Consider the following 14,007-nt stretch of genomic DNA (forward strand, 5'->3'; position numbering starts at 1 on the left):
TGCTCCATGAACGGCTGTGCAGCAGACCTACGCATATGCCTGAAGCTCCTTGATGTGCAGTTGTCCCGGCTTCTTGTGCGTCATCGCTTCCGCCAGCCTGTTGGCAAGCTGGATGTTCGTCAGCAAGGGGATGCCGAAATCGACCGCCTTGCGCCGGATGAAGTAGTCGTTCGTCAGTTCCGTCTCCTGATGGTTCTTCGGTATGTTGATCACCAGATCGACAATCTTCTGCTCCAGAAGTTCTCCGGCGTCCGGAAGGAGCCCCTCCGAGGGCCAATGCACCGCGGTGACCGGGATCCCGAATGATTCCAGAAACTCTGCCGTTCCTGACGTCGCGTAGAATTCGATCCCCTGCTGATGCATCAGACGCGCGCTTTCGAGGAACGCCACTTTGTCGACGAGAGGGCCGGTGGACAACAGGACGCGCTTGATGGGAAAGCGGAATCCCACCGAGATCAGGGCCTTGAGGAAGGCTTCTTCGAAATCTTCGCCCACGCATCCTACTTCACCCGTGGACGCCATCTCCACCCCCACCGTGGGGTCGGCTCCCTGCAGCCGTGTGAATGAGAACTGCGGGGCCTTGACGCCGACATAGTCGAGGTCGTACAGATGATGCTCCACGTCCGGCACTTCGCCGGCGACCATCGCCCTGATCGCAAGGTCGATGAAGTTGACCTTGTACATCTTCGAGACGAACGGAAAGCTCCGCGAGGCCCGGAGGTTGCATTCGATCACCCGGACGTCGGTCCCTTTCGAAAGGAACTGGATGTTGAACGGCCCGGTAATGACCAGCGCCTCCGCGATCTGCTCCGTGATCTTCCGGATCCTCCGGAGCGTCTCGAGATAGGTCCGCTGCGGCGGCACCACCAGCGTCGCGTCACCGGAATGCACACCTGCATTCTCCACATGCTCGGTCACGGCCATGGTCACCAGATGGCCGAATGCCGCGACCGCGTCGATCTCGATCTCCCGTGTGTTCTCATAGAACTTGGAGAGGACCACGGGGTGATTGGGCGAGACATCCGCGGCCCGTTCGAGGAACGACTCGAGCTCGTGCCGGGTGGTGGCAACGCCCATGGCCGCCCCGCTCAGGACGTACGACGGCCGGATCAGGACCGGATACTCCACCCGATCGGCGAATGCCGCTGCGTCCTCGATGGATGCCGCCTCGATCCACTCCGGCTGGTCCACCCCGATCTCGTCGAGCAATGTCGAGAACTTGTGGCGATCCTCGGCCCTGTCGATATCCATCGGCGATGTGCCCAGGATGCGGAGCCCGCCCTCATGGAGTTTCACCGCCAGGTTGTTCGGGATCTGGCCGCCAACGGATACGATGACGCCCAGGCACTGCTCACGTTCGTAGATGTCCATGACCGTTTCGAGCGTGATGCCGTCGAAGTACAAGCGGTCACACATGTCGTAATCCGTGGAGACGGTCTCGGGATTGTAATTGACGAGGATCGATCTGTACCCCAGTGCGCGGACGGTGGTCGACGCATTCACGCAGCACCAGTCGAACTCCACGGAGCTGCCGATGCGATAGGCTCCCGAACCCAGGATCAGGATGCTCTTCCCCGTCTCACGCTCCACATCGTCCTCGGTCCCGTCATACGTCAGATAGAGGTAGTTGGTGCTGGCCGGATACTCACCCGCCAAGGTGTCGATCTGCTTCACACGCGGCACGATCCCGGCATTCTTCCGGATCCGGCGAACGGCCTGCTCATCGAGGCCCAGGATCGCCCCGATCTGACCATCCGAGAACCCCTTCTTCTTTGCTTCGCGCAGGATATCGCGGGGGCAGGGGCCGCCGGTGTACGCGGACAGGCGCTGCTCCATCTGCACCACCCCTGCGATGCCCTGGAGGAACCACGGATCGATGTGCGTCAGCGCGCGGATCCGCTCGATGGTATACCCGCGCCGCATGGCTTCGGGCAGGGCAAAGATGCGCTCCGTCCCCGGCTTCGACAGCGCCGAATCCAGGTCGTCGAACTGCGGCGCACGCGGCGTGATCAACCCATCCATGCCGATCTCCAGCATGCGGATCGCTTTCTGCAGCGTCTCCTCGAATGACCGGCCGATGGCCATGACCTCGCCGACGGATTTCATGGCGGACCCGAGCTGCGTGGAGACATTCCGGAACTTCTTCAGGTCCCAGCGCGGGATCTTGACCACGATGTAATCGAGCGCCGGTTCGAAGCATGCCGTGGTGGTCCGGGTGACGGAATTGCGGAGGTCGGTAAGATTGTGGCCGAGCGCGAGCTTCGCCGCCACGTATGCCAGGGGGTAGCCCGTGGCCTTTGAAGCAAGTGCCGAACTCCTGCTCAGCCGTGCGTTCACTTCGATCACGCGGTAGGCATCGGAGTACGGATCGAGCGCGTACTGAATGTTGCATTCCCCGATCACGCCGAGATGGCGGATCGTCCGGATCGCGATCTCCCGGAGCCGGTGGTAATCCTGATTCGTGAGCGTCTGACTCGGCGCCACCACGATGCTCTCCCCCGTATGGATCCCCAGGGGATCAAGGTTCTCCATGTTGCACACCGTGATGCAATTGTCGTCGGCATCGCGGACGACCTCGTACTCCACTTCCTTCCAGCCACTGAGGTACTCTTCGATCAGGACCTGGGGGGAGTGGGCCAGGGCCTTCCGGACCCGTTCTTCGAGTTCCGGTTCATCAGCACATTTGCCGGACCCGAGTCCACCAAGAGCGTACGCGGCGCGTACCATCACCGGATAGCCGATGGAGCGGGCCACGCTCTTCGCCCCTTCCAGCGTCGTGATGGCCTGCGAATGCGGCGTATCCACACCGATCTCGTTCAGCCGCCGCACGAACAATTCCCTGTCTTCGGTGTCCTTGATGGTCGAGATCGGCGTCCCGAGCACCGCAACATGATACCGCTGGAAGATGCCGGCATCCCAGAGCGCCAGCGCGCAATTCAACGCCGTCTGTCCGCCGAACCCCACGAGGACCGCATCAGGCCGTTCCCGTTCGATCACCTGGGTGACGAACTCAGGATTCACGGGCAGGAGATAGACCTTGTCTGCCAGTTCCTCCGATGTCTGGATGGTGGCGATGTTAGGATTGACAAGGACCGTCGTGATGCCTTCTTCTTTGAGCGCCTTCAGCGCCTGGCTTCCCGAGTAGTCAAATTCTCCGGCCTCGCCGATCTTCAGCGCGCCGCTGCCGAGGAGAAGGACCTTACGCACACTGAGTGGCATGGGTGAACGCTCCCGCAAAAATGTCGAAGAGATGGTCAGTGTCCGATGGCCCGGGATATGCTTCCGGATGGAACTGAACGGAAGAGATGGGCCGCGACCGGTGGCGGATGCCTTCGTTCGTGCCGTCGTTCGCATTGAAGAACCAGGGTGCCCACTCCGGTGGAAGCGTGGACTCGTCCACCGCATACCCGTGGTTCTGTGATGTGATGTAGCAACGCTTGGTTCCGACCTCGACGCACGGTTGGTTCTGCCCGCGGTGGCCGTATTTCAATTTGTACGTCCTTGCCCCGGCGGCCAGCCCGATCACCTGATGGCCCAGGCAGATCCCGAAGATCGGGATATCCCGGGCGAAGCCCTTCCGGAGGATCTCGATCGTGGTCGTGCACCGCTGGGGATCGCCCGGCCCGTTCGAGAGCATCACACCATCGGCCTGCTCGCGGGTCCAGTCATAGTCCCACGGCACCCGGAGCACATTCACACCGCGGCGCACCAGGCTGCGCACGATGTTCTCCTTGCATCCAAGATCGACGAGGATGACGGTCCGCTCTCCTGCAGCCGGATACCATTGCGGCTTCGTGATGCTGACATCCGCGGCCAGATTCCGCTCGTTCGGGTCGTCCCACGGCACCTCCGCATCGCCGACCGCAAGGCGGCCGAGCATGGTCCCCTTCGCGCGCAGACGTTTCGTCAGGGCGCGCGTATCCACGCCGCTCAGGCCGGGGATATTCTGCCGCTTCATCCACTCCCCGAGCGAGTCCTGCGATGTCCAATGGCTTGCGGCTTCCGACACCCGGGAAACGATCAGCGCGCGCACGTGGATCCGGGTGCTCTCGAAGTGCCGGACGATCGCTTCCGGATCCGCCGCACCATTCACCGGAATGCCATAGTTGCCGATCAGCGGGTACGTGAGGACAAGGATCTGGCCCTCATACGAGGGGTCGGTCATGGATTCGGGGTAACCGACCATGCCGGTATTGAAGACGACTTCCCCTGCCGACGGAACAGGCGCACCGAAGGATTCTCCTTCGCAGCGGTACCCATCTGCCAGAACGAGTTCTGCTTTCATTCGCTATTCCCTCGCCGCCGGCAGCCGCTCGGGCCGCCGGGGCATATGATCGCATGGTTCAGTGACGAACAACCCACCACGGGCATTCTCAGAACAGCGTGTAGATGAACGGTGCGAGCGCCGAACCCTGCGTGAAGACCAGGAGCAATCCGAGCAGCAACAGCATGCCGATGATCGGCCCGAGCCACCACTTCTTTCTTACCCGCATGAACGACCACAGGTCGCCAAGGATACCGATCTTATCCATTCCAGACATACGTCCTCCGTGTACCGTGTTGATGTGCGTGGATCCCGTTCACCGGGCTCAGAACAATTGCTCATACCGCTTGGGGTCGAACGGCACCTGCTCGCGGACCTTCCAGTACGATCCCGGCCCACGGGTGATGGCCCGGGTGAGCGGGTCGCGCCCGAACGTCCGCATGATGAGTCCGACCGGCGTCAGAATGCCGTAGAAGAAGAGGCCGAGGATGATGCGCGTGTTCACCCAGCCCAGTACGAAGGCGAACTTCATCCACCCGATGAAGACCGGACGGAGGAGCGGACGCGCGATGAGTCCGCCGAGAGCGAACGCCCCCGCGCCGCCGAGGAACCACGGCCAGACAGAACCCTCGCGGTAGAAACTGTAGGCGGCCACGGCCAGACAGATCACCGCGAACATCAGGCCGAACTTGCGGACCTCACGGTCCGAGGCATTGATCTTCTCGCTAATCAAGGGCAAATTCCTTTCTCCAGTTGGTGTCCGTCACGAGCTCCTTCTGCTGCGACTTCGCAACGATGAAGTTGCCCATCACGAGATAGTCCATTTCCGTCCGCATGAAACAGGTGTACGCCTCTTTGGGCCGGCAGACGATGGGTTCACCCCGCACATTGAAGGACGTATTGATGATCACAGGACAGCCGGTCTTGCGTTCGAACGCTGCGATGAGGTCGTAGTATGCGGGATGGTCCTCGCGTGCGACCGTTTGAATGCGCGCGGAGTAATCGACATGCGTGACCGCAGGGATCTCCGACCGGGCGATGTTCAGCCTCTCGATCCCGAACAACTGGTCCTGTTCCGCGGTCGTCGTGATGCACCGGTCGCGCCGTACATTGGCAACCAGGAGCATGTACGGGCTGGGGCGGTCGATCTCGAACCAATCCGACACACGTTCGGCAAGCACCGAGGGGGCGAAGGGCCGGAACGATTCGCGGTATTTGATCTTCAGGTTCATGATGGACTGCATCTTGGGAGAGCGGGCATCGCCGATGATGCTGCGTGCACCCAGCGCACGCGGCCCGAATTCCATGCGGCCCTGGAACCACCCCACGACGTTCTCGTTGGCGAGTATCTCCGCCACCTCTTCCGCGAGGTCCTCCGGTGCGACCTTCCGGTAGGCGATGTCGTTCAGCTGCAGGTACTCTTCGATCTCGCGGTCCGCATAGACAGGCCCGAGGTAGGATCCCCGCTGACTGTCGCGTCCGCCCCCGGACGTTGTGCGTGGCTGACCGAGATACGCGTGCCATGCGAACAGGGCAGCCCCCAGTGCGCCGCCGGCATCACCGGCCGCGGGCTGGATCCAGATATCATCGAAGGGCCCTTCCCGCAGCACGCGGCCATTGCCCACGCAGTTGAGTGCCACGCCGCCGGCGAGGACGAGGTTCTTCTCGCCGGTGACCTTGTGCACGTGCCGCACGGCACGGAGCATGATCTCTTCGGTCACCTCCTGCAGCGAACGCGCCAGGTCCATTTCCCGCTGTGTGAGCTTCGACTCGGGTTTCCGCGGCGGGCCGTCGAACAGCGCGTCCATCTCCTCCCCGGTCATTTTCAATCCCGCACAATAGTCGAAGTATTTCATGTTCATGCGGAATGAACCGTCCGGCTTCAGATCGATGAGGTTGTCGAGGATCGTCTGCACATAGCGCGGTTCGCCGTAGGGTGCGAGGCCCATCACTTTGTATTCTGCAGAATTCACCTTGAAGCCCGTGAAGTAGGTGAACGCGGAATAGAGCAAACCCAGCGAATGCGGAAAATCCATCTCACCGAGGAGGGTCAGGGTGTTGTCGACCCCCCTGCCGTAGCTCGTGGTGGCCCATTCTCCTACGCCATCCATCGTAAGGAAGGCAGCGCGCTGGAATGGCGACGGGTAGAAGGCGGACGCAGCATGCGATTCATGATGCTCGAGGAAGAGGAGCGGCACCTTTTCACCGAGGTTGTCGGTGATCAGGGAGGGCATCCACAGTTTTTCCTTGAGCCAGAGCGGCAGGGCCATCAGGAATGACGAGATCCCGAGTGGCGCCGTCGCCAGATAGGTCTCCAGGATCCGTTCGAATTTGACGAGGGGCTTGTCATAGAACGCGACGTGTGCGATGTCGCGTGCCGAGATCCCCGCTTCGGCCAGGCAGTACGCGATCGCCTGGGCCGGGAAGGCTGAATCATGGCGTATGCGTGTGAACCGCTCTTCCTGGGCGGCCGCAACGATCACGCCATCCTTGATGAGCGCAGCAGCGCTGTCATGATAGAAGCATGAGAGGCCGAGTATGTACATGGGCATCCTGTGTGTGGTGATCGATGATCATTGATGCTGATGAATGTTGCTGAGCGCGTCCGCTCCTCCGGGCCACGGAACGGCCTTGGTGTCCCCGGCAGGTTCTCCGGGAGCCACGATCTCGTCAAATCGCACATTGAACCGCCGGATCGAGAGTCCGAGCTCGCGGGCCTTCTTCGTCAGACGCCTGTAGACCTCCGGCTTGATATCATCCCCCGACAACAGGACTTCCTTGATCATCCGCCGGTTGACAAGCTGTTCCAGCTTCCAGTGGCCGCCGAACACCGGGTACCCGTTCAGTCGCTTCCCTTCGACGCTTGGCCTGTCGTCCAGGAAGCCCGCAGGCGACACGATCTCCAGCTCAGATTCCAGGATGCGTTGCAGGGCGAAGACCCCATTCCGGTCCGCACCATAGATCAGCACCTTCCGTGTACCCTCCCTGTTCTTCCGGAAGATGTGCGAAAGGACGCGGAAGGAGAACCGCGAGCTGACCGCAAGCGTGAGGAGGATGTAGAAGTCCAGCAGGATGGTTGTCAGGTCGACGTACGGTACGTGGAACGGCAGCAGCGCATAGATGGTGCCACACAGGGCGACCGCAACGAAGACGGTCTTGCTGATCGAGAGGCCATCGGCCAGGCTGAACTGCCGCAGCGAGAAGCGGTACGTTCCCATGGCCCAGAACACCAGAAATTGGATGCACGCGGTGATCGTCACAGTGGTCACCAGGTCAGGATCGAGGATCCGCGAATGCCGTGCACCGTCGTGGATCATGTATGCGCCTGCGAACGCCACGATGATGAAGACGATATCGAGGAATACCTGGAACACGTTCCTGTTCACGACCTGGGTGTCGAAGAGCGGCAGGAAGATCCCGTTCTGCAACAGGGCGATCTCCTGGTACCGCAACTGCCGCACACCCACGACGAGGGCGATACCCACGACAACGAGGACAAAGACCGCGTCCGCATTGTTCGCGAGCGTGATGACGAAGGCCCCCGCACCCAGGAGGCAGGAGACCAGGTACAGGACAAGCACGGCATGGCGCTGGGAGAACCCGCGCGCCAGGAGCTGGTGATGGATGTGGCCCCGGTCCGGCACGAACATGGAATTCCACCACTTCCCCCGGGCGGGCGCCGCGCCGGCGGAGGGCAGGAGCGACCGGAGGAGGCGCCGCAGCATGGAGAGCAACGTATCCATGATCGGCAGGCCAAGAGCCACGATCGGTATCATGATCGCGAACGCGGTGGTACTCTTCGTCGAGCTTTGCAGCGACAGGACCGCAAGCATGAAGCCCAGGAACAGGCTGCCGGAGTCGCCGAGGAACACGCGTGCCGGATTGAAATTGTACCGCAGGAAGCCCAGTACGGCACCGGCAAGGATCAGGGCCACCACGGCGGTACCGACATCCTCATGCATGATCGCGATGGGGACCATGGTCAGAAGCGCGATCGCAGAGACACCGGAGGCAAGGCCGTCCAGTCCGTCGATCAGATTGATCGCATTCGTCACCCCCACGATCCAGAGCACCGTCACGATGTAATCGAATGCACCGAGGTCGAGTTTGCCATCGCCGAACGGATCCGTGATCCCCGAGACGTGGAAGCCGGCGAGATACACGACGGAGCTCAGCAGAAGCTGCACGAGAAACTTCTGCTTCGGCCGGAGTTCGCGGATATCATCCCAGACACCAAGGAGCACAACCACGATGAGGGCGATGGCAAGGGTGATCCCCTGCTGGCCCGTTGCCCAGACGGGGAATTGAAGCACGCGTTCGAACATCATCACGAGAACAACGGAGATACCGAACGCGATGCTGACGGCAACGCCGCCAAGGCGGGGCGTCGGCGTGCTGTGCGCCTTGCGGGCACCCGGACGGTCGATGGCCCCGATCACATGGGCAAGCCGGATCACCGCCGGCGTGATCAGCAGGGTGATGACGAGGGGAATGGCAAAGACCAGGGCCAGATGGAATGCGATCGGCATAGGTGACTATCCCTTCCGCCCGAATTCTTCGTGGAGATACGGAGGCAGGTGCTCGGGCAGGATCGCATCCCCCCCGCACATGACAGCGGCATACTCGACGGCATTCCTGAGGTGACGGAGGTTTCCCGGCCAGTCGAACTCCCGGCACACGCGGAGCGCCTCCTGCGAGAAGCGCACCGGCGACATGCCGGGACGGGCCTCGACATCTCCCAGGAACGTCTCGATCAGCATCGGGATATCTTCCCGCCGCTTGCGCAGCGGCAACAATTCCACATGGATCGGGCTGAGCCGGTGCAACAGGCCGTCGGGGAAGGCCCGGAGGCCGCGTGCGTCACCGGCCGGCTGCGTCATGGTGGAGATCAGCCGCACGTTGAGCGTGACATCATCGGATCCCGCGATCCGCCGGAGGGATTGGAACTCGACCGCACGAAGCATGCGCAACAGGAGCGCAGGAGGGACGGCACCGATCTCATTCAGCAGGATAGTACCGTCGTTCGCGCGTTCCATGGCACCCGGCTTGATATCCACCTCACGCCACTGGACGGACTCATATCCGAAGACCTCGCGTTCAAGCTCCTCCGGCGTCAGTGCCGAACATTCCACGGTCACGAAGCGTCCTACGGCACGAGGGCTCGCCTGGTGGATCATGTGCGCAACCCACTCCTTCCCTGTTCCGCTCTCCCCCAGCAGGAGGACATTGACATGACTCGCGGCCACACGGCGGATGGTCTCCACGATCTCTTTCATGGCAGGATTGCGGGACCGGTCAAAGATATGTTCCCATGATGGCCGCAGGACAGGTCCACGCTGCCCGTGAAGCGAGAGCAAGGGCACCGGTTCGGGATGCCGGTCAGACTTGTGCGAAGATGGTGTCTTCATAGGTCGATCACCAGAGCAATACCTCCAAATCGATTCTCCACGGCACTCGGGGCGAGCGCAAGGTCCAGGCGCGCGCGTGAATACCTGAACCCGATGCCATAGCGTGCCACACGTTCCACCGATCCGACCTTGAACCCGACCCTGAATGCCATCCAGGACACGGGACTGATCTCGAGGCCACCTTTCGTACTGAACTGCGACACTCCCGGGAAATTCCTTTGCGTTGCCAGCGTCAGAGTCACCACCGGGTCCTTTGCACGTGGAGGATAGGTCATCGTGGCACCGATCTCCAGGTACTGCGCAAGATCGGGTTCCCAGAGGATCCCGCTTTGTGCATTGGAGTACCAGTAGGTCACCCCCCGTACCGCACCGTATGTCAGTCCATAGGAGATACCGGGCGATGGATAGTAGAACACACCCAGAAGCCCCCACCCGGTGGTCTTGCGCGCGGTACCGATCGTCATGTCCCGCACTCCCGCGATCATCCCAACGCTGATCGTCGGCAGGAGCAGATACGAAAGCGCTGCATCACCGCCGATCCCCTTGAACTCCGTCGTGGGTCCGCCCTCGGGGGTCAACGTCCCGCCATGCATCACCAGCGCATTGACCCCCAGGGAGAATTCGGCGTTGCGGAATACGGCGGCGCTCACCTGCTCGGTCTTGGCGTGGGTCCCGGGGTCACTGATGTGCGTGAGCACGATGTTCTGGTATCGGAGGAACGCAAGGCTGCCGGGATTCCAGAACATGGCTGTCACATCCCGGGCATCCGCGTTCGCAGCATCCGCCAGGCCGGCCGGCCTCATGCTGATCGCCGAGGGACGGAAGGTGTGATAGTACGGGGTCTGGGCTGATCCGGCCACGGTGACCATCATCGTGGCGACAGCGGCAAGGATCACGGTTCGCACGGGGTTCATGGTCGTCATCGGATGATCGCAAAGATCCCAAAGAGCACGATCACGTCGCGAAGGAGATCGGCAAAGTCCCTGATAACGTTCTCTTCCCGCGGAACGTACATGAGATCTCCCGGGTAGATCAACGGGAGCGTTTCATTCCGTCCGGGAAGCGTTGCAAGAGATGCGGAGAGGTCCAATTCCACGGTCGACTCGCTGTCCCCTCCCCGGAAGACGCGCACGTGACGCAGGTCGGCGTTCGCCGACGGCCCTCCCGCGAACGCCAGTGCCTGGAAGGGCGAGACGGGCGTCGTCGACACGAACGTCCCCTGGCTGGTCACCGATCCCAGGATGACGAGCTTCTGCTCCAGCGCACCTTTGATCCTGATCGATGGCCGCACGGTGCTCGTCACATAGCTCGAGAGGCGTTTGCCGATGGTCTCATTCAATTGACCTTTCGTTGCACCCCGGGCCGGCGTGTCGCCGATGACAGGTAGCGTGATCATGCCATCTTCACGGACGGTTTCCGTGACGTTGAACTCCGGATAATCGGGGACCGAGATCTCCACCTGATCGCCCGCTTGAATGACATACTCCTCTGAGTCCGTCGTCATGCGCTTCCGCTCGACGGACCATGACGTGATGTCCCTCGTGAGGTACTGGTCGGAACCGCACCCCGCGGTGAACAACAGCAACGTGAACAGCAGATGGCGTGCAACTCGATACCGGGTGTATGTCATGGATCCGTTCTGGCAGAGATGAAGACGACGGGTGATCGGGCCGCGCAAGGATGCGCTCACATGGGTATGACAAGAAGCGTGCCGACATGAAGTCACCGCTTTCGTTGCGAACTTTGCAGATGCGTCAGGAGAAGTGTATCCAGAGGGGACACTCTTCCCGGGGCGAGTGACTCCACAGGGACCATTCGCCGTTTCATGCGATGTTCCCGCGCGGTGAGAATCGTGCAATGTGCGCAGAGAGCGGGGTTCCGACGGTGGATGGATACTGGCACGTGCATTGTATCTGAACGGGAGTGTCCACACGTCACACGTACGAACCTTCGAGGCCCAGTGAGTTCACCACAATTCAGCATGCACCAGATCCTGGCCATCGTCCAGCGACGGCGATTCTGGATCATCCTGCCGCTGCTCATTGTCACCGCGCTGAGTATCATCGGATCCACATTGATGTCCAGACGCTATGAGTCATCCACAACGATCTGGGTGCAGCGGGACGAGATCCTCAATCCCCTGGTCAGCTTCACCATGGCCGTCCAGCTCGCGTCCGAGGACCGCCTCCGGACGTTCAATGAGATCGTGTACAGCCGTCAGATGATCGAAGCGCTGCTCGACAGTCTCGATATGAAGGTGGGGGTGGACACACCTGCAGCGGTGGACGAACTCATCGACAGGACGAAGGCGAGCATACGGACCGACAGAAGCGGGTCCGATTCGTTCACCATGACCTTCGCAGACACCGATCCCGTGCGTGCCCAGCGCGCCGTCACGCTCCTCGCCAACATGTTCATCCAGTCCCGCCTGAGCGCGGAATTCAAGCGCAACGAGTACACCGTCCAGTTCTTTGAGAACAAGCTCAGAGAATACGAAGAGAAGTACGGAAGGACCACGGCATCCATGGTCTCCCTTCTGAAGCAGCGTTCGAAAGAGTCACCGGGAGGCGTCGCGTCGTTCACCGGCCGTTTCGACGCTCTCAACGAACGGATCCGCGAATCCTCCGAGCGCATCCGCGAGCGCGAGCGGGCCATGGCCAATATCGATCTGTTCCCGGATGCATTCCGGACCGACAGGGGACGTGCAGCCCTCTCTGAGCTCCTGGCCGTGGATGTACCGACCGCCGCCGACCTGCGCCCTCTCACGCTGGCGTACGATAGTGTTACCTCCAGATACACTCCGCGCCACCCCGAGGTCGGAAAGGTGGAGTCGCGCATCATGGAGGTCCTCGAACGCACGCGGGTGATGCTCCGCTCCGAGTTGTCCATACTCACCTCCCGCCTCTCCGAGACCCAGACCACCCGGTCGGAGATCGTCCAGGCCATAACACAATCCTCGATCTCACAGACCATGGACCGCGACACCGAGTCCAATTACTCGTTCTACCAGCAGCTCTATAATGACATGCGGGTGAAGGTGGAGCAGGCGCGCATTGCACGCGAGCTCGGGTTGAACGCACAGCATGCCTTCACCATCATCGACCGCGCACGTGTACCCACACGGCCGACGAAACCCAACCGTATGCTGATCGTCGCAGGCGGGATCCTCGCCGGGCTCTTTCTGGGGATCCTGAGCTCTGTGGGGATCGAGATCCTCGATACGACCATCCGCTCACCCCGGGAGATCGAAGCGTTCGGCAAACCCATCATTGCCCTCATCCCTCAGGGAGTACGTCGCTCGTGAGTACTGACAACGCCTTCGCCCGAGAATCATTTCCGCCCCGGACCAAGCGGGAACCCGAAACCGACCACGGCCACCATGACGGCAACGGGGCCGACGGGAGCGAGCCCGGCAGTAAACTGATCCGCCTGAAGAAACCCGTCGTGCTCCGCCCCGATGTCGGTGTCCGGGTCGACAGCACCATGGTCGGCCCCCAATTCTACGATTGCTTCAACTACACCCTCCTCACACAGGGCGACGCGACGGTGAACGCCGCCATTGCTGTGAGCAGCGCGAACCCCGGCGAGGGCAAGACGCTCACCGCATGCAATCTTGCGATCTCGCTAACGGTCGCATATCAGCGGAAGACGGTCCTGGTGGACATGAACGTTCACAAGCCACGCCTCCATGAGATCTTCGATGTGCCCGTCGGTCCCGGCCTTCTGGAGGCGGTCGGCGGGAGCCCTATCCACGTCGCGCGTACGGCGATCACCGACCTCTACGTCCTGACGGGAGGCGTGGTGCGCTCCGGGCTTGCCGGAGGGATCCAATTCACCTTGAACGACGCTACGGCTCCCCTCGAGCCTTCGTTCCAGCTCGAACAGATCGCGGCCTTCCGCGATGTGGTCTACTCTCTGAAGGAGCAGTTCGACTTCGTCATCATCGACATGCCCGCCCTGCGCGAGCATCTCGTCCCCCTGCTCTTCACCAATTAGTTGGACGGCATTCTGCTCGTGGTGCATGGCGACAAGACGAAGCACGGCGAGCTCAGCAACGCGATCGAGATCGTCAACAAGCACCGCATCCTCGGTTTCGTCTACAATGGCGCGGAACGCCCACGGAGAAACCAGAGGTTTCCCCGATGATCCCGCTTGCCGCGTTGTTCGGCGGATATCTCCTTGCGGTGATGATCGGGACCAGGCTTCGCAGCCTGGAAGGCCGGACGGTGATGATCCTGTTTCTCTCCGGCGCCGTCCAGCTGGTGATCGTCCTCGCCAGCATGTATCTGATGGATCCTCCATCCATGCGGCCCCCCGGCTCTTGAAGAATGCACC

The 14,007-nt window shown here is 61.5% G+C and carries 12 protein-coding genes; 3 read left to right on the forward strand and 9 right to left on the reverse strand.

The features are described from left to right. Positions 1–27: 27 nt before the first annotated feature. From carB to IPI01_21280, 9 genes are all read right to left on the reverse strand, one after another. On the reverse strand, positions 28–3,219 hold the full coding sequence (gene carB, locus IPI01_21240) for a carbamoyl-phosphate synthase (glutamine-hydrolyzing) large subunit (GenBank protein ID MBK7260279.1): 3,192 nt from the start codon (positions 3,217–3,219) through the stop codon (positions 28–30). Continuing rightward, positions 3,200–4,285, reverse strand: coding sequence for a glutamine-hydrolyzing carbamoyl-phosphate synthase small subunit (carA, locus tag IPI01_21245; protein ID MBK7260280.1), 1,086 nt, complete (start codon positions 4,283–4,285; stop codon positions 3,200–3,202). Before carA ends, carB begins: the two co-directional genes overlap by 20 nt. Positions 4,286–4,373: 88 nt before the next feature. After that, entirely contained in the window at positions 4,374–4,532 is a 159-nt protein-coding gene (locus IPI01_21250) for a hypothetical protein (protein ID MBK7260281.1), read from the reverse strand. Positions 4,533–4,589: 57 nt separating this feature from the next. Beyond that, positions 4,590–5,003, reverse strand: coding sequence for a hypothetical protein (locus IPI01_21255; GenBank protein MBK7260282.1), 414 nt, complete (start codon positions 5,001–5,003; stop codon positions 4,590–4,592). Further along, entirely contained in the window at positions 4,990–6,810 is a 1,821-nt protein-coding gene (locus tag IPI01_21260) for a carbamoyltransferase (GenBank protein ID MBK7260283.1), read from the reverse strand. Before IPI01_21260 ends, IPI01_21255 begins: the two co-directional genes overlap by 14 nt. Before the next feature lie 27 nt (positions 6,811–6,837). Then, on the reverse strand, positions 6,838–8,793 hold the full coding sequence (locus IPI01_21265) for a hypothetical protein (GenBank protein ID MBK7260284.1): 1,956 nt from the start codon (positions 8,791–8,793) through the stop codon (positions 6,838–6,840). Between the two features lie 6 nt (positions 8,794–8,799). Continuing rightward, positions 8,800–9,672, reverse strand: coding sequence for a sigma-54-dependent Fis family transcriptional regulator (locus IPI01_21270; GenBank protein ID MBK7260285.1), 873 nt, complete (start codon positions 9,670–9,672; stop codon positions 8,800–8,802). After that, on the reverse strand, positions 9,669–10,586 hold the full coding sequence (locus IPI01_21275; protein MBK7260286.1) for a hypothetical protein: 918 nt from the start codon (positions 10,584–10,586) through the stop codon (positions 9,669–9,671). The genes IPI01_21270 and IPI01_21275 overlap by 4 nt, the downstream gene beginning before the upstream one ends. Positions 10,587–10,591: 5 nt before the next feature. After that, complete coding sequence (locus IPI01_21280; GenBank protein MBK7260287.1) at positions 10,592–11,302, reverse strand: polysaccharide biosynthesis/export family protein; 711 nt, start codon at positions 11,300–11,302, stop codon at positions 10,592–10,594. Positions 11,303–11,632: 330 nt separating this feature from the next. On the opposite strand from IPI01_21280, the gene IPI01_21285 reads away from it, so the two are divergent. The 3 genes from IPI01_21285 (at position 11,633) to IPI01_21295 (ending at position 13,997) form a co-directional block, all read left to right on the forward strand. Further along, the gene (locus IPI01_21285; GenBank protein ID MBK7260288.1) at positions 11,633–12,976 is read left to right on the forward strand and encodes a hypothetical protein; all 1,344 of its coding nucleotides are present in this window, start codon (positions 11,633–11,635) and stop codon (positions 12,974–12,976) included. After that, positions 12,973–13,668, forward strand: coding sequence for a hypothetical protein (locus tag IPI01_21290; protein MBK7260289.1), 696 nt, complete (start codon positions 12,973–12,975; stop codon positions 13,666–13,668). Before IPI01_21285 ends, IPI01_21290 begins: the two co-directional genes overlap by 4 nt. 146 nt (positions 13,669–13,814) lie before the next feature. Further along, on the forward strand, positions 13,815–13,997 hold the full coding sequence (locus IPI01_21295; protein MBK7260290.1) for a hypothetical protein: 183 nt from the start codon (positions 13,815–13,817) through the stop codon (positions 13,995–13,997). Positions 13,998–14,007 lie beyond the last annotated feature (10 nt).

It is taken from the genome of Ignavibacteriota bacterium, assembly GCA_016707525.1.
Classification (GTDB): Bacteria; Bacteroidota; Ignavibacteria; order UBA10030; family UBA6906; genus JAGDMK01.